The sequence below is a fragment of the Streptomyces sp. f51 genome (genome assembly GCF_037940415.1).
In the GTDB taxonomy this organism is placed as follows: Bacteria; Actinomycetota; Actinomycetes; order Streptomycetales; family Streptomycetaceae; genus Streptomyces.
Genome location: NZ_CP149798.1, coordinates 3,488,626 through 3,510,096 on the forward strand (window position 1 = coordinate 3,488,626; position 21,471 = coordinate 3,510,096).

The following is a 21,471-nucleotide window of genomic DNA, read 5'->3' on the forward strand; positions in this document are numbered from 1 at the left end:
TGTGACGGCTGTTACGGCCGCGCTGCGTTATCGAACGTTAATAGACCCGGCCACTGAATTCCAAGATGTTCCGACTGATCGTTAACGCCTTTTGGTCTGGACTTTGGGGTCATGAGCGATGAAAAACGGGCGAGTTGGCCTCGCGCCGGCGGCCCGCGTCACGGGCGCCGGACGGCGAGCAGCGCCAGGTCGTCCGTCAGCGCGCCGCCCGTGTGTCGGCAGACGGCCTCGAAGAGGGCGGCCAGCAGCGCGTCGGGACCGGGGAAGACCCGACCGGCCAGCCAGGCGGCCGGGTCGTAGAACTCCCCCCGCGGATCGCGGGCCTCGGAGAGCCCGTCGGTGTGCAGGAGCAGCGTCGCCCCGCGCGGGAAGCGGTGCTGCACCGTGGGGGCGCACGGGCCACCCAGCTCGCTCAACCCGAGGGGAAGCGCGAACGTCTCGGCGGAGAGGACGGCGAGCGTGCCGTCCGGGCCCAGCAGGAGGGGCGGCGGATGCCCCCGGTTGACGACGCGTACGACGCCCTCGCCGCGCGGGATCTCGGCGAGGACCGCCGTGGTGAACCCCTCGGCCGCCTCGACGCCGTCACGGCGGGAGCCCGCGCGCGTCAGCGCCCGCTCCAGGCGCCCCGCGACGCCCTGGAGGGTCGCCTCCTGCTCGGCCGCCTCCCGGAACGCGCCGACCACCGTGGCGACGGCGGCCACCGCGGTCATCCCCTTCCCGCGCACGTCCCCGACGACCAGCCGGACGCCGTGCGGGGAGTCCTGCACCGCGTACAGGTCGCCGCCGATGAACGCGTCCTCCTGCGCCGCCTCGTAGCGGGCGGCGACCTCGAGTCCGGCGATCCGGGCCTCGGGCTCGGGCAGGACGGCGCGCTGCGCGAACTCGGCGATCTCCCGGACCGAGGCGAGCCGTTCGTCGCCGCGCCGGACCACGACGTTGATGAGGACGGCCAGGACGGCGGCCGTCGCCACGGTGACCACCTCGGTGACGGCGTCGACGTGCAGGACGATGCCGAGCAGGAGGTGGACCGTGAGCACCGCGCCGACGGCGAGGGCTCCGGCGAGAACGGTGCCGCGCGGCGAGGAGAGGGGTGCGGCGACCAGGGGCGCGGCCGTGAAGAAGGGGGCCGCGGTGAATTCGGCGGGGGTGAAGCAGTCGTAGAGGATCCCGGCGACGACGAGCAGCACGGGCAGGGCCCGGACGAAGGCGCGGACGCACACGAGCCTGCGCGGCCAGGCTTCGGCGGGTCCGGGTGGTGGAGCGCTCCCGGGCCGTCCGGCGCCGGGGGACGGACGGCCGGTCCGGTCGTCGTGTCGTCCGGTCCGCCGCTCACCTCCTGGCTGCCCCACGCGTCCAGAAGAACCGGTGCGGTGGCGGCGGGCGACCGGTGTGGCCCGACCGGGGGAGGACGGCACCCGCCGGCAAAAAAGACGGACCGGCGGAAAGAGGACCGGCGGAAACGAGGACCGATGGAAACGAGGACCGACGGAGGAAGGTCGGTGGACGGCCGGAGAAACAAGGCCGGTGGAAAGCACATGCCAAAGGCCGGAACTCGTGAATCCGAGTTCCGGCCTTTGGTCTTCAGTAGCGGGGACAGGATTTGAACCTGCGACCTCTGGGTTATGAGCCCAGCGAGCTACCGAGCTGCTCCACCCCGCGTCGTTGACACCAGTGTACGCCATTCGCGGGACCCGGAGCACACACTTTGAACCGGGCCCCTAGGGCCGGGCCGGCAGATGCCGGTTGGGGGCCTGGGCGCGGTCCGCGTACTCGGGAAGGACCACGACCTCGGCGCCCGCCGCGGCGAGGAGCCCGTTCCCGTCGGCGTCCGTGACGAAGGTGTCGGGCTCGCGCCAGGCGGTGACGACCCGCCGCACACCGGAGTCGAGGATGAGCCGGGCGCACGGAACGGGCCGCGAGGCGCGGTGGGCGCACGGTTCCAGGCTGCTGTAGACGGTGGCGGCGGCCAGCCGCGGATCGGACGGGTCGATCTTGGCGAGGGCCGCCTCCTCGGCGTGCACGACGGGGTCGCCGCCCTCGCGGGAGTGCCCCCTGGCCAGCTCGGTGCCGTCGGCGGCGACGACCACCGCGCCGACGCTGAACGCGGTCTTCGAGGGCGGGCACAGTTCCGCGAGCTCGCAGGCGAGCTCCAGCCAGCGCCGGTCCGCGGCGGAGGCGAGCGGGCCGGTGCCGGGCGCGGTGGGGACGTAGCGGATGAGGACCACGTCGCCGACGGGCCGGGTCTCCGCCAGCCGCATCCGGCCCAGGGGGTAGGCGCCGGGCCCGAACAGCCGCGGCGCGTCGGCCTGCCCGACGAAGAGGGGGGCGACGGCGAGCTGGAGTTCGTCGGCGAGCTGTTCGCGCACGAGCTGGGTGTGGACCTTGCCGCCCCCTTCGACCATGAGGCGGCGCACACCCCGTACGTCGTGGAGGTGTTCCAGCAGTACGCGCCAGTCGAGCTCGGGGCCGGTCGGCACGACGTCGACGCCGACGAGGCCGTGCAGCAGGGCGGACGCCCGCCGGGCTCCCTCGTCCGTCGTGTAGACGACCTTCTCCCCGCCCGTGTGCCAGAACTGAGCCTTCGGGTCGAGGTCGCCCGAGCCGCTGACGGTGACCTTCAGCGGGTAGGCGGGGCGGCCGCCTGCCACACGGGCCGCACGCCGTTCGGCGGAGTTGACCAGGAGCCGCGGGTTGTCCGTGCGCAGCGTGCCGGCGCCCACCAGGATCGCGTCGCTGGACGCCCGCACCTCGTCGACCCGGTCGAAGTCGGCCGGGCCCGAGAGCAGCAGCCGCTCGGGGCCGGTGTCGTCCAGGAAGCCGTCCAGGGAGACGGCGGCGGACAGCAGGACGTAGGGACGGGGCATCGGGTCGCATCCTCCGGTCACACGCGCACAGGGGTCACCTGCGGTGGCTCACGCGGGGTGATCCACGGGCGGCGATTCAAGTGCGGTGGTTCAAGTGCAGTGCTTCAAGCGTGCTTCACGTGCAGTGGTTCAATTTTTAAACAATACCTAGACTGGTCCCATGACGACCCGCTGGCTCTCCGCCGCCGAACAGCGCGCCTGGCGCTCGTACATCTCCGCGACCTCCCTCCTGGCGGACGCCATCGACCGCCGGCTCCAGGCGGAGGCGGGGATGCCCCACCTTTACTACTCCATCCTCTCCAGGTTGTCCGAGGCGCCGGACCGGCGGCTGCGGATGACCGACCTCGCCGAGGCCCTGAAGATCACCCGGAGCCGCCTGACGTACGCGGTGGCACGCCTGGAGAAGGACGGAACCGTCGCCCGCGAGGGCTGCCCCACGGACCGGCGCGGGCACATGGCCGTCCTCACCGACGAGGGCATGTCCCTCCTGGAGCGGGTGGCGCCCGCGCACGTCGAGACGGTACGGACGGCCGTCTTCGACCATCTGACCCCCGAGCAGGTGGGCCAGCTGGAGGAGATCTGCGGGACCATCACCCGGGCCATCCAGAGCGGGGATCCCGGGGCTCCCGGGGAAGATCTGCCGTGGCGGCGGCGTTCCTGCTCCTCGTGAGGCGCTCGACGGGGGACATGGACCCCGTTGCTTGAAGTTTTAAGCAGATGTAGTGTCTCTCCCTGCGGCTGTGCTTCAAATCTGAAGCACAGCCCCGTACGAACCCGCCGGACGGAGAGACACCATGCGCGACCACCCCGACGCCACCGTGCGCACCCGCGTCCGCGTACCCCTGCGCTTCGGCGACGGGTACTCCGTCGACGCCGAACTCGTCACCTTCGAAGGTCTTCAGGACGGCAAGGAGCACCTGGCCGTCGTCCTCGGCGAGCCCGGCGCGAACCCGCTGGTGCGGCTGCACTCCGAGTGCCTGACCGGCGACGTGTTCGGCTCGGCCCGCTGCGACTGCGGCCCCCAGCTGCGCGAGGCCGTCGAACAGATCGCCGACCGCGGCGGCGTCCTGCTGTACCTGCGCCAGGAGGGCCGCGGCATCGGCCTCTACAACAAGCTCGACGCCTACGCCCTCCAGGACCAGGGCCTGGACACCTACGCCGCCAACGCGGCCCTCGGACTGCCCGAGGACGGCCGCGACTACACGGCGGCCGCCCAGATGCTCCGGGCCCTCGGCATCGGCTCCCTCGACCTGCTCTCCAACAACCCGGACAAGGCCGAGCAGCTCCGCGACCTCGGCATCACGGTCTCCCACCGGGTGCCGACGGGCGTCTTCACCACCGCCCACAACGTCCGCTATCTGCGCGCCAAGGTCCTCCAGACCCAGCACACGCTGCCGCTGCCGGAACTCACGGACCGCACGGAACTCACGGCGGGCTGACCGGCGAAACGCCCCCCGACGCAAAAAGGCCCCCGGTTCGGATCGCTCCGAACCGGGGGCTCTTCCGTAGACCCTGTGGGACTCGAACCCACAACCAATGGATTAAAAGTCCACTGCTCTGCCAATTGAGCTAAGGGTCCCCGCGCCGGAATGCACCGGCACGGCGCACCGGCCGCGCCGACGCATCCCCGAGCATAGCGGGACGCGGCCGGGACTCCGATCGGGTATCGGGGACCCGGCCGCGCCAAAAGCCCACAAGGTCAGGGATCGACCGGTTCGGGCGCACCCTTGCGGGCGGCCTCACGGGCGATGGTGCGCTCGTGCCCGGGGTTGAGGAACCAGTGCCGGGCCGAGGCAAGCCACCAGGCGGCGGCGAAGCCGAGGACCACGAGGACCGCGACCGGGGCGTAGTTGAACGTCTCCCAGGTGACCGGGGAGACCTGGGGCAGCATGAACAGGACCGTGATGACGGCCACCCAGACGACCGCGACGACCCCGATGGGACGGGACCAGCGGCCCAGGTGCCAGGGCCCGCGCTCGAAGGCGTCGCCCTTGCGCACCCGCAGCAGGGTCGGGATGACGTAGGCGACGTACAGGCCGATGACCGCGATCGACGTCACGGCCGCGTAGGCCGCGTAGTTGATGAGGTACGGCAGGCCGAGCACGAGGGCGCCCAGCGCGGCCAGCCAGACGGCCGCGACGGGGGTCCGCGTGCGCGGGTGCACCGTGTGCCACACCGAGGAGAACGGCAGTGCGCCGTCACGCGAGAAGGCGTAGATCATGCGGCTGTTGGCGGTCACGGACGCCATGCCGCAGAACAGCTGGGCGCCGATCACGACGAGCAGCAGGAGCTTGCCCGCCGTGGCGCCGAGCGCGTCCAGCAGGATCTGCGCCGGGGGCGCGCCCGTCGCCGAGCCCAGCTCCTTGTCGTACGACTGGATGGCGAAGGTGAAGCCGAGGAGCAGGACGAATCCGGCGATCCACGAGGTCCAGATGGAGCGCACGATGCCCTTGGGCCCGGCGGTGGAGGCGTCGTGGGTCTCCTCCGTCATATGGGCGGAGGCGTCGTACCCGGTGAACGTGTACTGGGCCATGAGCAGTCCGACCAGGACGACGTAGATCCCGCTGCCCCAGCCCGTGTTGTTCACGAACTTCGTGAACACGAAGCCGGCCGACTGGTGGTGGTCGGGCGCGAACGTCAGCGCGCCGACGATGACGGCGACACCGACGACGTGCCACCACACGCTGATGCTGTTGAGCAGGGCCACGATCCCCACCCCGAAGGTGTTGAGGAGACCGTGCAGGATCAGGATGGCGCTGAACAGGAGGATCGTGCGGCCCGGCGTCACCCCGAAGTCGAACTGGAGGTTCAGGTAGGCGCCGAGGAACAGCGCCGCGCCGAAGTCGATGCCGGCGGTCACCGCGACCTGCCCGAGGACGTTGAACCAGCCGGTGAACCAGGCCCAGGCCGCCCTGCTGCGCTCCGGGGCGAGCCGGTGCGCCCAGAAGTACAGCCCGGCGGACGTCGGATAGGCCGAACAGATCTCGGCCATCGCCAGTCCGACGAACAGGGTCATGAGTCCGACCGCGACCCAGCCCCAGACGATCACGGCGGGACCGCCGGTGTTCATGCCGAACTGGTACAGCGTCAGACAGCCCGACAGGACCGAGATGATGGTGAAGGAGACCGCGTAGTTGGAGAACGCCGACATGCGGCGGGCGAGAACCTGCGTGTAGCCGAGCTGGGCCAGCCGCTCTTCGTCCGACAGCCCACTCACTCTGGCGTCATCTGTCATGCCCCCAGCGATTCCCTCGCCGGGGGCATGACATGCAACGCGCCGATGGGCAATCTGGCTAGAAAAGGCCCTTGTAGCCCTGCCAGCCGCCGACGATCTTCACCCGCGCGCCGAACGAGCCCGTCCCCGTACCGGCGTTGCGGTAGACGTTCCCCGAGGTGTCGCGCTCGACCAGGTCGCTCTTCCCGTCGCCGGTGATGTCGCCGACCCCGACGATCGCGTCGTACGACGCGCCCCAGCCGGAGAAGACCTTCACCCGGTCCTTCAACAGGCCGGTCCCGGTGCCGTTGTAGCGGTACAGCGTTCCCGCCTTGTCCCGCGCGAGCACGTCCCCGATCCCGTCGCCGTTCAGGTCCCCCGCGCCGACGATCTTCGTGTACCCCGTCCAGGCCGCACGGATCTTCCTGCCCGCGGCGAGCGTTCCGTCGCTCTTCGCGGCGAACAGGTAGAGGTCGCCGGTCGAGGCCTTCCGCGCGAGCAGATCCGGCCGCCGGTCACCGGTCAGGTCGCCGGGCGAGGTCAGGACGTTGTACGCGTTCCAGCCGGTGCCGAGCGCCTTGTACGAGGTCGAGGGGGTCGGCGCCGTGCCGCACGCGGGCCTGTAGCCGCGCAGGGACCCGTCGCTCATCCGCACCAGGACGTCGTTGCAGCGGTCGCCGTTCAGATCGCCGAACGGCACCGCGAGCGCCTTGGTCGACCAGCCGCCGCCGGTGACCTTTCCGGCGAAGCCGCCCTTCCCGTCGCCCTGCTGGAAGGTCAGTCCGCCCGAGGAGTTGAGGGTGAGCAGGTCACCGGTGCCGTCCGGGTCCCCCTCGGACCCGACGTGGTCGTGGCGCACCGGGCTGCCGCCCTTCAGCCGGACCGTGCCGCGCACCTGGAGCGGGGCGCCGACGCCGTCCGCGGGGGTGACGGTGACGGTCCAGTCGTAGGAACCGTCCGGCGCGAAGGAATCCCCCGGGTACGACGGATCGGCGCCGAACCAGCCGACGTTCACTTCACCGCGCGCGGGACCGTCGTCGCGGTTGTCCTGGTAGGTCTTGCCGGTGGCGCGGTTGCGCGCGGTCACCGTCCACTTCGCGGCCGGCTTCGACAGCAGCAGGGTGGTCAGGGTGTCCGGGACGGTGTCGACCTCGTGCGCCTTGACGGACGGCGTGTTCCGAGCGGGCGCCAGCAGCCGCAGCGACTGCTCGTCGACCCCGGACGGCACGAGGTGCACGCGCTCCTGGTCGTCCACGTACGCGGCGTTCGCGCCGGACTCGTCGACCGTCCAGCGCACGTCCCGCTGCGAGATCCCGGTGTCGGGCAGGTCGCCGATGACCCGGCTCTCGGCACTGCCGCCCGCGACCGTCGTGAGCGTCAGCTTCCCGGCCGCCCTGTCATGCGTGACGACGTATCCGTCCCCGAGCTTCGCCTCGCCCGCGGGCACGGCGACGGACTTCTTCACCGTACGGTCGTAGACACCGGCCCTGCCGTCGCAGGTCCAGTAGATCCAGCGTCCCAGGGCCTGGAGCTCGGTGGGGACGCAGTCGGCGTCGGTGGTGAGGGTCTCGGTCGTCCGCCGCGCGGTCAGGTCGTACGCGGTGAGGGTGCCGGGCGTGGAACCCGCCGTCCAGAGGATGTCCCCGGACAGGGCGGCGGCGCCGGTGGGGCGGGTGAGGGCCGGGGCGCCCGCGTTGTCGAGCGCGTACACGTACTGCTGGTCCGCGGTCGTGTAGAGCACGTACCGGCCCGAGACGTCGGTGATCCGCCCGCCCGCGGGCACGGACCGCTCCCAGAGGTCGTTGTTCTTCGGCCCGTTGACCCGGATCAGGTCGTTCGTCGCCGAGGAGTGCTCCAGCCAGGCGATCCGGCCGTCGGCCGTCCCGTGGATCTCGGAGCAGGCCACGTCCGTCGTCGGGCAGGGGGCGATGGACACGGTCTCCGCGTAGGGCGAGAACTCGGACCGCTCGCCGTAGGAGGGGGCGCCGGTCGCGGCGACGGTCCGTACGTAGTCGTCCCGGTACCCGTCCCGGCTGTCGTCCGTGACGACGAGACGGCCCTGGTCGAGGGAGATTCCCTGGACGGGGACGGGCGGCTTGGGCAGCGGCTTGACCTGCGTGACGACGGGGACGCCGTCCGGGCCGGAGGTGATGCGCCGGATGCCCCAGTCGTCGGCGCCCGTGCGGCCGATCTTCACGGCCGAGCCGCCGGGGCCGGCCGCGATCCCCGAGCTCGAGGACTGCATCAGCGCCACCGCCCGCCCGCGATCGGCTGCGCGGTCACCGGGCTCACGCCGTTGACCAGCCAGTCGCCGACGACGGCGAGGTCACTGGCGCCGCGCATCTCGTCGGCGGTCCCCGTCAGCACGACCTCGGCCGGTGCCGCCGACAGGTCGGCGCGGGGCAGCACCAGGACCTTGGCGACGCCGGAGGCGAAGAGGACGACGTGGTCCGGCGCGATCAGCACCTTGCGGTACGCGACGGGGAGCGGGCCGCTCCAGCTCTGCACCTGGCCGCTCTCCCGGTCCACCGCGACCAGACGCGGCCGGCCGTCCAGCGACGCCCACAGGAAGACGCTCCTCGCGTCGGCACCCGTCGGCGCGCCGAACTGGAGCCCGGCCGGTCCGCCGCCGACGGTCACGTCACGGGTGCTTCCGTCGGACGCCGGGGTGAGCAGGTGCATGATCCGGGTGCTCGTCCCGTCCTCGGCGGACTCGGTGCGGAACGCGACGGCCAGGTTGTCGAAGGCCGTGAGATACCCGAGGCCCGCCGGGACCTGGACGCTGCGGGACGTACCGTCCGTGGCGTCCCAGAACTCGACCCGGCCGTCGGCGTCCTTGTACGCCAGGACATCGCTGCCGGTGGGCGCGGGGGACACTCCGGCCCGCTGCGGAACGGCGACGGACTCGCCGTCGGCGTACCGCGTCCACAGCACCCCCGTGCGGCCCTCCTGCGTGTGGAAGACGCCCTGCGCCCCGGCGCCGTCGTGGCCGGAGCCCGTCGAGGTGCTGCGGATCATGGCCCTCGTGTTGTAACTCCGCAGCGCGGCGGGGACCACCGTCTCCTGAGCGGCGCCCACCGCGGAGGCGGACGTCGGCAGCAGCGGGATCACGCCGCCCGCGAGCATTGCGGAAGCCGCCGCGGCGACGGCGACGCGTCTGGCTCTCGCCGGGCCGACGAAGGAATGACGAAGCAAGGAATACCCCTCCCGAAGCAGTGCGGGGAGACGTTTGCCGTCCCAGGTTTCGACCTGGCCCCCAGCCGTCACATCCCTCACACAAGTCGCTTGATATTACAGCTAGTTGACGGGCGAACAGAAAGGGATTTTCCTGCGGCCCGCCCCGGAAACGACGATGTGGCCCCCACCCGAACCCGGGTGGGGGCCACATCGCTTCACTTCACTGAGCTGTCAGGCGTCAGCCGTTGCGCTTCCAGCGCGGCTTCTCGTCGCGACGGAACGAACCGGCGCCGGTGGCGCGGTGGTCGTCGCGGCGGGCGGCCGGACGGTCGTGGCCGGAGCGGAAGCCACCGCCCGCGGGACGGTCGCCCTGACGGTCACGGTTGAAGGGACGGTCGCTGCCACGGTGGCCGCCACGGTTGTCGTCACGACGCTCGAAAGAACGGCCGCCACGGTCATCGCGGTTGAAGCCGCCACCACGGTTGTCATCGCGACGCTCGAAAGAACGGCCGCCACGGTCATCGCGGTTGAAGCCGCCACCACGGTTGTCATCGCGACGGAAGCCACCACCACGGTTGTCGTCACGACGCTCGAAAGAACGGCCGCCACGGTCATCGCGGTTGAAGCCGCCACCACGGTTGTCATCGCGACGGAAGCCACCACCACGGTTGTCGTCACGACGCTCGAAAGAACGGCCGCCACGGTCATCGCGGTTGAAGCCGCCACCACGGTTGTCATCGCGACGGAAGCCACCACCACGGTTGTCGTCACGACGCTCGAAAGAACGGCCGCCACGGTCATCGCGGTTGAAGCCGCCACCACGGTTGTCGTCACGACGGAAGCCACCACGGTCGTTGTCACGACGCTCGTAGTTGCCCCGCTCGTCGCGGCGCTGACGCGGCTCCTCGTACGCGGGACGCTCGGCCGGGGCCTCCACGGCCGGCGCCTCGGCGACGACGGCCTGCTCGGCGGCCTCGGCGGCGGCCGCGACGGCCACCTCCGGGTCCTCGCCGCGCTCACGGGCGGCACGGGCGACCAGACGGTCGGCCTCGCCGCGCAGCTCGGCGGCACGGCGCTGCGCCCGCTCCAGCTCCTTGGTGAGCTGCGTGACCTCACGCTCGGCCTGCTGGGCGGCGTCGCCCGCGGACTGGGCCTGGACCTCGGTCATCGAGCGGGCGCCGGTGATCTCGGCGACCTCGGGCTCGAAGGCCGTACCGGAGTTGATGATGTGACGCGCGGCGTCGACGCCCGCGTCCTCCATCAGCCGGAAGATCTGGCGGCGCTGGTGCGGGAGCGACAGCGACACGACGGTGCCGGAGCGGCCCGCGCGAGCGGTACGGCCGGAGCGGTGCAGGTAGTCCTTGTGGTCGCCGGCCGGGTCCACGTTCAGGACCAGGTCGATGCCGTCGACGTGGATACCGCGGGCGGCGACGTCGGTGGCGACGAGCGCGTTGACGTAGCCGTCCTTGAAGTCGGCCAGCGTCCGCGTACGGGCGCCCTGCGTCATGCCGCCGTGCAGCGCGTCGGCCTTCACACCGGCGTCGCGCAGCTGCTCGGCGATGCGGTCGGCGCCCAGCTGGGTGCGGACGAAGATGATCGTGCGGCCCTTGCGGGAGGCGATCGCGGCGGTGACCGGCGCCTTGTCCTTGGGCTTCACGATGAGGATGTGGTGCGACATGGTCGTGACGTTGCCCTGGGCGCTGTCGACCTCGTGCGTGACCGGGTTCGTCAGGTAGCGCTTGACCAGCGTGGAGATCTCGTTCTCCATCGTGGCGGAGAACAGCATGCGCTGGCCGCCGGCCGGGATCTGGTCGAGCAGCTCGGTGACCTCGGGCAGGAAGCCCAGGTCCGACATCTGGTCGGCCTCGTCGAGGACGGCGATCTGGGTGTTCTCCAGCGAGCAGGCGCCGCGGTTGATGATGTCGCGCAGACGGCCCGGGGTGGCGACGAGGACGTCGACGCCGCGCTCCAGGGCGTAGATCTGGTTGCCCATCGACGTACCGCCGCAGACGACCTTCATCTTGAGGCCGAGGACGTCGCCGTAGGGCTGGAGCGCGTCGGCGACCTGCATGGCCAGCTCACGGGTCGGCGTGAGGATGACGGCGCGCGGCTTCTTCTTCTCGGTGTGGCCGCCGGCGAGCTGCGCCAGGGTCGGCAGACCGAAGGAGAGGGTCTTGCCGGAGCCGGTGCGGCCGCGGCCGAGGATGTCCTTGCCGGCCAGGGCGTCCGGGATGGTCGCCGCCTGGATCGGGAAGGGGCTGGTCACGCCGTTCTGCGCGAGCTTGCGGACGACGCCCTCGGGCAGACCCAGGTCCGCGAAGGTCATCTCGGGGACGGACTCGGCGGTCTCGACGTCGGACTCGACGGCCTCAATGGTCTCGATGGCCTCGACGACCTCGACCACGTCGTTGTTCTCGTCGTTCTCGGGCACGACGAAGTGATCAGTACTGGAAACAGACATGCGAAATGCGAACCTTCCGGAGTTCCTCGGCACGCGCCCAAACTCCGTGAAGTCGCAAACGACCGCCTCTATGCGGTCCGGCCACGGCAAGGGAGAGTACGCGCCACGCGGCGCTCTCTGCGGCGGCGCCGGGCAAATGGGATCAAACGATCTACTACCATACGCACCCTTCCCCCATGAAGGCAAACTGAGCCCCATACGAGCAGGTGAGGGTGCATTCTTAGCCACCCGCTCGCAGCATCAAAGCTACCTCGCCCGCGCCGACCGCGCTGTTGAACGGACCACATTCACCGCTCCGGGGCCCGTGAACCCCGCCACACCGGCCGCGAGCGCCACCACGGCCGGCTCCGGGGGTTCCACCGGACCGGAAGGCCCCGGCGCCCGCTGCGGCACCCGCTACACCGGCGAACCCGCCTCGGGGGCCGGTTCGCGCTGGATCAGCTGCGTCACCGGCTGCTCGTGCGCCGACGACGAGGGCTCCGCGGGTCCGGGGTCGGGCTGCGCCGGTGACGACGAGGCCGGCGGGGGCTCGGGCGAGGGCTCCGCCGACGTCCGTGTGGGAGTCGGCTCGCCTCCCGGCGGCGCGGTGTCCTCGGACGGGCCCGCGTCCTTGTCCGTCGCCTTCGCGGACGGCTTCGCGCCGGGGGACGCGGAGGCCGAGGGGTCGTCGGAGGCGGACTCCCCGGGCTTCGCCGAGGCCTTGCCGTGCTTGCCGCCCTTGCCGCTCTTCCCGCCGTACGACCCGGTCCCGCCGCCTCCCGCCGCGGCCCCGCCGCCGTGCGCCCCGTCGACCTGTCTGCCCGCCGGGTGCGAGGGCTCGGGGCGCCCCGCGTCGGCGCCGACGCTCATGCAGCCCGCGGTGGCGGCCACGGCCAGGACCGCGGCGGCCAGACGGGCGGGTACGTACAGGGCGCGCACGGGCGGCCACCTCCGAACGGGGTGTCCCCCGCTCGGAAGGTGCCGGGAGCGTGGGGAGAAACGGGAGTTCTCCCCGTCCAACTCCCGCCGCCCGCGGGAGGACACGCGCCCCCCGGGCCCAACCGGGCCCCGGGGGCGCGCGGGCGCGGCCCGCTCTCCCGCGTGCCGGGGCGCGGTCCGGGAGGCGCGAGGGGTCAGCCGACCGCCAGCGGGGCCTGCGGGGCGAGCGCCGCCGCGATGCGCCGGGCGACCACCTCGGCCATGTTGCCGTCGGGCGTGTCCTTGGTCTTGGTCGCGTTGACGGCGATGGCGAGCCGGTCGGACGGCAGATACGCCTGGATCGCCGCGTAGCCCGAGAACGACGGGTTCTGGAGGACCCAGCCGTTGATCACGATGACGCCGAGCCCGAAATGCTTGGCCTCGGTCTGCGGAAGGCAGACCGTGGCGGGGCACCGGGCGGTCGGGTGGCCGAGTCCGACCGTCCCCGGGTTGATCAGGGTGCGGTAGGAGCGGCGCGAGAGGAGCCGGCCGCTGCCGATGCCCTGTGCCGAACGGGCCAGGTCACAGACCTGCGTGGTGATCACGGCGCCGGGCGCGGTGGTCCACGACGGGTTCCAGAAGGTGGACTCCTCGTACAGGCCGCGCTCGGACGTGAAGGCGTGCAGGACCGGGCGCGGGATGTTCGGGGTGAAGTTGTTCCGGGTCTCGTGGAGCCCCAGCGGACCCGTGACCCGCTCCCGCAGGAACCTGTCGATCCGGGTGCCGGTGATCTTCTCGAGCGCCTGGATCAGCAGCAGGTAATTGGCGTGCGAATAGCTCCAGTTGGTGCCCGGCTCGTACCAGAACGAATGGCTGTAGGGGTACGCGAGCAGCTGGTTCGGGGTCCAGGCGCGGAACGGGTGCGCCTCCAGCTCGGCCAGGAACGCCGGGTCGGTGACGTAGTCGTGCAGCCCGGTCGTGTTGGTGGCCAGCATCCGCAGGGTGATCCGGTTCGCCTTCGGCAGCGTCGGCAGCCAGCGCTCGACGGTGTCGTCCAGGCGGACCCTGCCCTCCTGGACCAGTTGCAGCAGGGCCGTACCGACGTAGGAGAAGACCACCGAACCGGCGCGGAAGTGCATGTCGGGCCGGGCCGGGACACCGGTCATGGACTCGCCGAGCGCGTCGGTGAGGACCTCGTGCCCGCCCCGGGTGACCTTCAGCTCCACCGATTTCAGCCGCAGGTCGGCCTTGGCCTTCCTGGTGATGGCGAGGACCTGGGCGGCCTCGCCGCCGAGAGGTCTCGCGGTCCTCACGCAGTCGCTTCTTCGATCGGGTCCCGGCCCCTGGGCGAACGCCGGTACGGCGGCGGTCTGGACCGTGACGGCGAGGAGAGCGGCGCACAGGAGGGCCTTGCGGACGCGGGCGCGGGCGCCCGGGCGGGCCGGGGAGGGGGTGCGTGTCATGCCCGCACTATCACCGGACGGTCCGCGGCCTTCCGCCCGAACACTCCGAAACCGGTGCGAGACACCCCATGTGGGGCAGGTATCCCGTTTCCCCGCCGCGTTCCGGCCCCTCCGGGTCTCCTTCGTCCGCCGCCACCGGCACGCCATCCCCGACAATGGCGGGGTGCTGGAGATGACGCGCGAAACCTTCGAAGAGCTCGTGAGCCAGGCGCTCGACCGGATCCCGCCCGAGCTGACCCGGGTCATGGACAACGTCGCCGTCTTCGTCGAGGACGAGCCTCCGGCGGACGACCCCGAACTGCTGGGCCTCTACGAGGGCACACCGCTCACCGACCGCGGCGAGTGGTACGCCGGCGTGCTCCCCGACCGCATCTCGATCTACATGGGCCCCACCCTGCGCCGGTGCGCGACCACGGACGAGGTCGTCCACGAGGTCGCCGTGACCGTGATCCACGAGATCGCCCACCACTTCGGCATCGACGACGACCGGCTCCACGAACTGGGCTGGGGCTGACGGAACCACGGCCGCACCGCCGGCCGAATCGCCGCCCGTCCACGGCCGGTCGGCCGACCGCACCGCCGGCCGGCCCGCCGACGGGCGCGCGTACGGGTGACGGAACGCCGCATACCCGCCCCGCCCTCTGGGCAGACGGGACAAATGGCCCGCGCCCCCGTTGCCGCACCCGACACCGTCCGCCGTACGGCCCACCGCGCCGGACGGGCGCTGCGCGCGCTCGCCCGCCGCCCGCGGCGCGGCCCCGGCCGCCGCAAGGCCCCGGCACTCGAACTCTCCGCCCGGCAGAACCCGTACGCCCGCGCCTTCGGGCTCGTGTGCGTGGTGCTGCTCGGCGCCTGGCTCGGACTGCTGGTCGTGGGCGACGTCCGCGTCCCGGTCGGCCCCATGAACACCACCATGACCCTGCGCCCCTCCCTCACCGGCGGCACGAAGATCAACATCTCCCCGCTCGGCGCGCTGGAGCTGAACAGCCACGAGGCCCCGCTGCGCCTGGACGTGGACGTGGACCGGCTCGACCCGGAGCGCTCGCAGGCCCTCGTGGAACACCCGGAACGCCTCGCAGGACTCCAGGACGAGGTCGTGCGGGACGTCGAGCACGGCACCCTCGACCTGGCCGTCCGCTCCTGCATAGCCGTGGTCGCCGGCGCCTCCGCCCTCGGCCTCGCGGTCTACCGCCGCCCGGGCCGCGCCCTCGCCGCCGGCGGCCTCGCCCTCAGCCTGCTGGCCGCCTCGGGAGCCACCGCCTTCGCCACCTGGAACCCCAAGTCGGTCCTGGAGCCGAAGTACTCGGGCCTTCTCGCCTCCGCCCCGTCCCTGGTCGGCGACGCCCGCAGCATCGTCAGCGAATTCGACGTCTACCAGAAGGAGCTGGCGCGCCTGGTGACGAACGTGACGAAGCTGTACGACGTCACGTCCACGCTCCCCGCGTACGAGCCCGACCCGACCACGATCCGGGTGCTGCACGTCTCCGACATCCATCTGAACCCGGCGAGCTGGAAGATCGTCGCCTCGCTCGTGAAGCAGTACGCCATCGACGTCATCGTCGATTCCGGCGACACGATGGACCACGGCTCGGCGGCCGAGAACAGCTTCCTCGACCCGATCCCCAACCTGGGAGCCCCGTACGTCTGGGTGCGCGGCAACCACGACTCGCGCGAGACCCAGCGCTATCTCGGACACCTGAAGAACGTGCGCGTCCTCGACGACGGCCGGGCGGTCACGGTCGCGGGCCTGCGGTTCGCGGGCATCGGCGACCCCCAGTTCACGCCCGACAGGGCGGGCGTGCCGGGCGGCGACGCGGCGGAGGACCTCGCGGGCGCCCGCCTGGCCTCGGCCCTGCGCGAGCAGCGCGCCGCAGGCACCCCGGTCGACATCGCGGTCGCCCACGAACCGGTCGCGGCCCGCGGGACGGACGGCGCGGTGCCCTTGGTGCTCGCCGGACATCTGCACCACGAGGAGATGGAGGTCATGAAGTACGGCACCCGGCTGCGGGTCGAGGGCTCGACGGGCGGAAGCGGGCTGCGGGCCGTCGAGCGCCAGTACCCCGCCCCGATCGAGGCCTCGGTCCTGTACATGGACCGGGACACCCACCGGCTCCAGGCCTGGGACGAGATCAGGCTGGGCGGCCTGGGCCTCACGTCGGCCGAGGTCAGCCGTCATCTGGCGGAGGAGAACCAGCCGGGCGGGACCCCCTCGCCGCAGCCCTCGGGGACCCCCTCCGCGACCTCCCCGTAAACCGTTTTGGCGATACCTCCCGCCATCCCATATGCTTCTCACGTCCCCGACGCGCTGAGAAGCGCGCAGGCGGGCCGATAGCCCTCATCGTCTAGCGGCCTAGGACGCCGCCCTTTCAAGGCGGTAGCACGGGTTCGAATCCCGTTGGGGGCACGCAACACCGTGTGCGACACTTGCATCGCTTGTTTCGCACACAACAGCTTGGTCCTGTGGAGCAGTTTGGAGTGCTCGCCACCCTGTCAAGGTGGAGGCCGCGGGTTCAAATCCCGTCAGGACCGCTGAGATTTCCTCGGAAGTCTCGTGGCTGGGTAGCTCAGTTGGTACGAGCGATCGCCTGAAAAGCGATAGGTCGCCGGTTCGACCCCGGCCCCAGCCACCAGAACGAAACCCCCTCCGGACGACCGGAGGGGGTTTCGTCGTTCCCGGGCCCGGGACGGGGTGGCCGGATGGGACGGAAGTGGCCGGAGAGGGCCGGTCCCCCTTGGCACCGTCTCCGGGCGGCGCTAGCTTCTCTGGCTGATCGACGGCTGATCGATCGGATGGCTTCGGGGGGATGGCATGGGCCGGGACGAGACCGCGGCGGCGCGGGACAACGAGCTGGAGAAGGACCGGGCGCGGTACGGGCTGATCGCGGTCGTCATGAGCAACCTCGCCATCGTCGGCGTCGCGGGCTTCGGGGTCTGGCGGCTCGACGGCGACAAGTCCGTGATCGTCGGCGTGCTCACCGCCGCGTTCACCGCGGTCAGCAGCATGACCACCGCCTATCTGGGCATCAAGGCCGTCTCCAACACCGCCCGGTCCATCGCCCTGGGATCGGCGCAGCGGCGGGAGCCGGCGCACACCCCGGCCCCGACTCCCGCGCCCGGCACCGGGACCCCCGGGGCCCAGGGCACCGCACCGGACACCGGGACCCCCGGGACCACGGGCACCGCACCCGGCGCCGGAACCTCCGGGGCCACGGGTGACGTGCCCGCGCCGCCCGGCCAGCGCGCCCCCTGACCGGCCGCGGGTCGCGTGCCCGCGCCGCCCGGCAGGACCGCCCCCGGACCCGGGCGCGGGCGCCGCGGCAAAAGCGTTCGCCACGGATTTCCCCGGGATGAGATCCTGGACCGCGTATGTCTACGCACCCCGCCCCCGCCCTCGGCGATCTCGCCGCCCGCCTGGCCGAGCTGCCCCTGCGCGACGCGCACCGGCTCGGGCGCAGGCTCGAAGGCGCGCGCAAGATCCGCAAGCCCGAGGCCCGCTCCGCCGTCTTCGCCGAGATCGAGGCGGAGGTGGCCAAGGGCGAGGCCCGGACGGCCCAGCGCCGCGCCCGCGTCCCCGCCGTCACGTATCCCGAGCAGCTGCCGGTCAGCCAGAAGAAGGACGAGATCGCGGCGGCCATCCGCGATCACCAGGTGGTGATCGTCGCCGGTGAGACCGGCTCCGGCAAGACCACCCAGATCCCGAAGATCTGCATCGAGCTGGGCCGGGGCGTGCGCGGCATGATCGGGCACACCCAGCCCCGCCGTATCGCCGCCCGTACGGTGGCGGAGCGGGTCGCGGAGGAGCTGGACACGCCGCTCGGCGAGGCCGTCGGCTGGAAGGTCCGCTTCACCGACCAGGTGAACCCGGACGCCACCTTCGTGAAGCTGATGACGGACGGCATCCTGCTCGCCGAGATCCAGACGGACCGCGAGCTGCGCGCGTACGACACGATCATCATCGACGAGGCCCACGAGCGGTCCCTGAACATCGACTTCCTGCTCGGCTATCTCGCCCAGCTGCTGCCCAAGCGCCCCGACCTCAAGGTCGTCATCACCTCCGCGACGATCGATCCGGAGCGTTTCTCCCGGCACTTCGGGGACGCCCCGATCGTCGAGGTCAGCGGCCGGACGTATCCGGTCGAGGTGCGCTACCGCCCGCTCCTGGAGGAAGACTCCGAGGACGTGGACCGCGACCAGATCACCGCGATCTGCGACGCCGTCGAGGAGCTCCAGGCCGAGGGCAAGGGCGACATCCTCGTCTTCCTGTCGGGCGAGCGGGAGATCCGCGACACGGCCGACGCCATCACCAAGAAGAACTACCGCTTCACCGAGGTCCTGCCGCTGTACGCCCGGCTCTCGCACGCCGAGCAGCACCGCGTCTTCCAGCCGCACACCGGGCGCAGGATCGTTCTGGCGACCAACGTGGCCGAGACCTCCCTGACCGTCCCCGGCATCAAGTACGTGATCGACCCGGGCACCGCGCGCATCTCCCGCTACAGCCACCGCACCAAGGTGCAGCGGCTGCCCATCGAGCCCGTCTCGCAGGCCAGCGCCAACCAGCGCAAGGGCCGCTGCGGGCGTACGTCCGACGGCATCTGCGTCCGGCTGTACTCCGAGGACGACTTCCTCGCCCGGCCGGAGTTCACCGACGCGGAGATCCTGCGGACGAACCTCGCCTCCGTCATCCTCCAGATGACCGCGGCCGGCCTCGGCGACATCGAGAAGTTCCCATTCATCGATCCGCCGGACCACCGCAACATCCGCGACGGCGTCCAGCTCCTCCAGGAGCTGAACGCGCTGGACCCGGCCGAGAAGGACGCGCGCAAGCGGCTCACGCCAATGGGCCGCAAGCTCGCCCAGCTGCCCGTCGACCCCCGGCTCGCCCGGATGGTCCTGGAGGCCGACAAGAACGGCTGCGCGCGCGAGGTCATGGTGATCGCGGCCGCGCTCTCCATCCAGGACCCGCGCGAGCGTCCGTCCGAGAAGCAGGCGCAGGCCGACCAGCAGCACGCGCGCTTCAAGGACGAGACCTCCGACTTCCTCGCCTTCCTCAACCTGTGGCGCTACATCCGCGAGCAGCAGCGGGAGCGGGGCTCGTCCGCGTTCCGCCGGATGTGCAAGCAGGAGTACCTGAACTTCCTGCGCATCCGCGAGTGGCAGGACATCTACAGCCAGCTCCGCACCGTCGCGCAGCAGATGGGCATCCATCTGAACGAGGAGGACGCTCCCGAGCAGAGCGTCCATGTGTCCCTGCTCGCCGGTCTGCTCTCGCACATCGGCATGAAGGACGTGAAGGAGACCGGCGGCGAGAGCGGGCGGAGCACGGGCAGGAACGAGTATCTGGGCGCGCGCGGCGCCAAGTTCGCGATCTTCCCGGGTTCGGCGCTGTTCAAGAAGCCCCCGCGGTTCGTGATGTCGGCGGAGCTGGTCGAGACCTCGCGGCTCTGGGCGCGCGTGAACGCCCGCGTCGAGCCGGAGTGGGTGGAGCCGCTGGCCGGCCATCTCCTCAAGCGGACGTACAGCGAGCCGCACTGGGAGAAGGACCAGGCCGCCGTGATGGCGTACGAGAAGGTGACGCTGTACGGCGTGCCGATCGTCGCGCAGCGCAAGGTGAACTACGGCCGGATCGACCCGGAGGCCAGCCGCGAGCTGTTCATCCGCAACGCGCTCGTCGAGGGCGACTGGCGTACGCACCACAAGTTCTTCGCCGACAACCGCAAGCTGCTCACCGAGGTCGAGGAGCTGGAGCACCGGGCCCGCCGCCGGGACATCCTGGTCGACGACGAGACGCTGTACGACTTCTACGACCAGCGGGTGCCCGAACACGTCGTGTCCGGGGCGCACTTCGACTCCTGGTGGAAGCACAAGCGGCACGAGGAGCCCGAACTCCTCGACTTCGAGCGCTCGATGCTCATCAACGACCGGGCCGGGTCGGTCTCGAAGGACGACTACCCCGACTCCTGGCTCCAGGGGCGGCTGAAGTTCCGGGTGACCTACCAGTTCGAGCCGGGCGCGGACGCGGACGGCGTGACCGTCCACATCCCGCTCCAGGTCCTGAACCAGGTCACGGACGACGGCTTCGACTGGCAGATCCCCGGGCTGCGGGAGGAAGTGGTGACGGAGCTGATCCGTTCGCTCCCGAAGCCGATCCGCCGGAACTACGTGCCGGCCCCGAACTTCGCCCAGAAGTTCCTGGAGCGGGCCGTACCGCTCCAGGAGCCGCTGACGCTGACCATGGCGCGCGAGCTCAAGCGGATGGTCGGCGTGCCGCTGACGGCCGACGACTTCGACTGGTCACGGCTCCCCGAGCACCTGAAGATCACGTTCCGGATCGTCGACGAGCGGCGCCGCAAGCTCGCCGAGGACAAGGACCTGGAAGCCCTCAAGCTCCGGCTGAAGCCGAAGGCGCGCCAGGCGATCTCGCAGGCCGCCGCGGCGACGGCGGAGCGCGAGGGCGGCGAGTCCCTGGAGCGCTCGGGGCTGACGGACTGGACGATCGGCTCGCTCCGGCGGGTCTTCGAGACGCGCCGCGCCGGACAGCCGGTGAAGGCGTACCCGGCGCTGGTCGACGACGGCGCCGCGGCGAACACCGTCTCGGTGCGGCTCTTCGACACGGAGGCCGAGCAGGCCGAGGCCATGTGGAAGGGCACGCGCCGGCTGATCCTGCGCAACATCCCGGTGAACCCGGGCAAGTTCGCCTCGGACAAGCTCACCAACGCCCAGAAGCTCGCCCTGTCCGCGAACCCGCACGGCTCGGTCCAGGCCCTCTTCGACGACTGCGCGATGGCGGCGGCGGACAAGCTGATCGCGGACTTCGGCGGCCCGGCGTGGGACGAGGAGTCCTACCGCAAGCTGTACGACAAGGTGCGGGCGGAGATCGTCGACACGACCGTGCGCACGGTCGGGCAGGTGCAGCAGGTGCTCGCCGCCTGGCAGGCCTGTGAGCGCCGCCTGAAGGGCGTCAGGAGCCCGGTCCTGCTCGCGAACCTGGCGGACGTACGACAGCAGCTGGACGCCCTCGTGAAGCCCGGTTTCGTGACGGCGACGGGACTGCGGCGGCTGCCGGACCTGATGCGCTATCTGGTCGCCGCGGACCGGCGCCTCCAGCAGATGCCGACCGGTGCCCAGCGGGACACCAGCCGCATGGAGAAGGTCCACGAGATGCAGGACGAGTACGCCTGGCTCCTGGAGCAGCTGCCGCAGGGCCGGCCCGTGCCCTCGTCCGTCCTGGACATCCGCTGGATGATCGAGGAGCTGCGGGTCAGCTATTTCGCCCACGCGCTGGGCACGGCGTACCCGGTCTCCGACAAGCGGATCGTGAAGGCGATCGACGCCGCCGTGCCGTGACGGCGCCCCCACGGGTGGTGAGTTCGACCCCGGGGTCTGACCTCATGTACA

General features: G+C 71.4%; 13 protein-coding genes, 5 tRNA genes and 1 pseudogene. 9 read left to right on the forward strand and 10 right to left on the reverse strand.

Features of this window, described 5'->3' with window-relative positions:
* Positions 1-158: 158 nt before the first annotated feature.
* From WJM95_RS15215 to WJM95_RS15225, 3 genes are all read right to left on the reverse strand, one after another.
* The gene (locus tag WJM95_RS15215) at positions 159-1,349 is read right to left on the reverse strand and encodes a PP2C family protein-serine/threonine phosphatase (RefSeq protein WP_339130288.1); all 1,191 of its coding nucleotides are present in this window, start codon (positions 1,347-1,349) and stop codon (positions 159-161) included.
* 236 nt (positions 1,350-1,585) lie between these two features.
* Positions 1,586-1,659: transfer RNA gene (locus WJM95_RS15220), tRNA-Met, on the reverse strand.
* A 59-nt stretch (positions 1,660-1,718) separates the two neighbouring features.
* On the reverse strand, positions 1,719-2,864 hold the full coding sequence (locus tag WJM95_RS15225; RefSeq protein ID WP_339130289.1) for a dihydrofolate reductase family protein: 1,146 nt from the start codon (positions 2,862-2,864) through the stop codon (positions 1,719-1,721).
* Positions 2,865-3,024: 160 nt separating this feature from the next.
* Between WJM95_RS15225 and WJM95_RS15230 the strand changes: the two genes are divergently transcribed.
* Both WJM95_RS15230 and ribA read left to right on the forward strand, forming a co-directional pair.
* Positions 3,025-3,534 (forward strand): MarR family transcriptional regulator, encoded by a 510-nt coding sequence (locus tag WJM95_RS15230; RefSeq protein ID WP_339130290.1) that lies wholly within the window; start codon positions 3,025-3,027, stop codon positions 3,532-3,534.
* A gap of 124 nt (positions 3,535-3,658) precedes the next feature.
* The gene (gene ribA, locus WJM95_RS15235; RefSeq protein ID WP_339130291.1) at positions 3,659-4,303 is read left to right on the forward strand and encodes a GTP cyclohydrolase II; all 645 of its coding nucleotides are present in this window, start codon (positions 3,659-3,661) and stop codon (positions 4,301-4,303) included.
* A gap of 67 nt (positions 4,304-4,370) precedes the next feature.
* On the opposite strand, the gene WJM95_RS15240 is transcribed toward ribA, so the two are convergent.
* The 7 genes from WJM95_RS15240 to WJM95_RS15270 form a co-directional block, all read right to left on the reverse strand.
* Positions 4,371-4,443, reverse strand: a tRNA-Lys gene (locus WJM95_RS15240).
* Between the two features lie 120 nt (positions 4,444-4,563).
* A complete protein-coding gene (locus WJM95_RS15245; protein ID WP_339130292.1) occupies positions 4,564-6,099 on the reverse strand; it encodes an amino acid permease in 1,536 nt (511 codons plus the stop codon).
* A 58-nt stretch (positions 6,100-6,157) separates the two neighbouring features.
* Positions 6,158-8,323 carry a VCBS repeat-containing protein gene (locus WJM95_RS15250; protein ID WP_339130293.1) on the reverse strand — a complete coding sequence of 722 codons (2,166 nt, stop codon included), beginning with the start codon at positions 8,321-8,323 and terminating at the stop codon, positions 6,158-6,160.
* Positions 8,323-9,273 carry a hypothetical protein gene (locus tag WJM95_RS15255; protein ID WP_339130294.1) on the reverse strand — a complete coding sequence of 317 codons (951 nt, stop codon included), beginning with the start codon at positions 9,271-9,273 and terminating at the stop codon, positions 8,323-8,325. The genes WJM95_RS15250 and WJM95_RS15255 overlap by 1 nt, the downstream gene beginning before the upstream one ends.
* Before the next feature lie 220 nt (positions 9,274-9,493).
* Entirely contained in the window at positions 9,494-11,716 is a 2,223-nt protein-coding gene (locus tag WJM95_RS15260) for a DEAD/DEAH box helicase (protein WP_339130295.1), read from the reverse strand.
* A gap of 396 nt (positions 11,717-12,112) precedes the next feature.
* A complete protein-coding gene (locus WJM95_RS15265; protein ID WP_339130296.1) occupies positions 12,113-12,634 on the reverse strand; it encodes a hypothetical protein in 522 nt (173 codons plus the stop codon).
* Between the two features lie 194 nt (positions 12,635-12,828).
* Positions 12,829-14,076 (reverse strand): serine hydrolase domain-containing protein, encoded by a 1,248-nt coding sequence (locus tag WJM95_RS15270; RefSeq protein WP_339130297.1) that lies wholly within the window; start codon positions 14,074-14,076, stop codon positions 12,829-12,831.
* 163 nt (positions 14,077-14,239) lie between these two features.
* On the opposite strand from WJM95_RS15270, the gene WJM95_RS15275 reads away from it, so the two are divergent.
* The 7 genes and pseudogenes from WJM95_RS15275 to hrpA all read left to right on the forward strand — a co-directional run bounded on the left by WJM95_RS15275 (position 14,240) and on the right by hrpA (position 21,420).
* Complete coding sequence (locus WJM95_RS15275; RefSeq protein ID WP_339130298.1) at positions 14,240-14,590, forward strand: metallopeptidase family protein; 351 nt, start codon at positions 14,240-14,242, stop codon at positions 14,588-14,590.
* A gap of 144 nt (positions 14,591-14,734) precedes the next feature.
* Complete coding sequence (locus WJM95_RS15280) at positions 14,735-16,327, forward strand: metallophosphoesterase (RefSeq protein WP_339130299.1); 1,593 nt, start codon at positions 14,735-14,737, stop codon at positions 16,325-16,327.
* Between the two features lie 80 nt (positions 16,328-16,407).
* Positions 16,408-16,480, forward strand: a tRNA-Glu gene (locus tag WJM95_RS15285).
* A gap of 50 nt (positions 16,481-16,530) precedes the next feature.
* Positions 16,531-16,605 (forward strand) — tRNA-Asp (locus WJM95_RS15290).
* Between the two features lie 24 nt (positions 16,606-16,629).
* Positions 16,630-16,706 (forward strand) — tRNA-Phe (locus WJM95_RS15295).
* 179 nt (positions 16,707-16,885) lie between these two features.
* A pseudogene (locus WJM95_RS15300) lies at positions 16,886-17,140 on the forward strand (hypothetical protein); the annotation flags it as partial.
* 302 nt (positions 17,141-17,442) lie between these two features.
* Positions 17,443-21,420, forward strand: coding sequence for an ATP-dependent RNA helicase HrpA (gene hrpA, locus WJM95_RS15305; RefSeq protein WP_339130300.1), 3,978 nt, complete (start codon positions 17,443-17,445; stop codon positions 21,418-21,420).
* Positions 21,421-21,471: the final 51 nt, after the last annotated feature.

Bases quoted from the DNA above. Each gene is read 5' to 3' on its own strand.
- WJM95_RS15225 (WP_339130289.1), bottom strand. From the start codon at position 2,864: ATGCCCCGTCCCTACGTCCTGCTGTCCGCCGCCGTCTCCCTGGACGGC.
- WJM95_RS15230 (WP_339130290.1), top strand. From the start codon at position 3,025: ATGACGACCCGCTGGCTCTCCGCCGCCGAACAGCGCGCCTGGCGCTCG.
- ribA (WP_339130291.1), top strand. From the start codon at position 3,659: ATGCGCGACCACCCCGACGCCACCGTGCGCACCCGCGTCCGCGTACCC.
- WJM95_RS15245 (WP_339130292.1), bottom strand. From the start codon at position 6,099: ATGACAGATGACGCCAGAGTGAGTGGGCTGTCGGACGAAGAGCGGCTG.
- WJM95_RS15250 (WP_339130293.1), bottom strand. From the start codon at position 8,323: ATGCAGTCCTCGAGCTCGGGGATCGCGGCCGGCCCCGGCGGCTCGGCC.
- WJM95_RS15260 (WP_339130295.1), bottom strand. From the start codon at position 11,716: ATGTCTGTTTCCAGTACTGATCACTTCGTCGTGCCCGAGAACGACGAG.
- WJM95_RS15270 (WP_339130297.1), bottom strand. From the start codon at position 14,076: ATGACACGCACCCCCTCCCCGGCCCGCCCGGGCGCCCGCGCCCGCGTC.
- WJM95_RS15280 (WP_339130299.1), top strand. From the start codon at position 14,735: ATGGCCCGCGCCCCCGTTGCCGCACCCGACACCGTCCGCCGTACGGCC.
- hrpA (WP_339130300.1), top strand. From the start codon at position 17,443: ATGTCTACGCACCCCGCCCCCGCCCTCGGCGATCTCGCCGCCCGCCTG.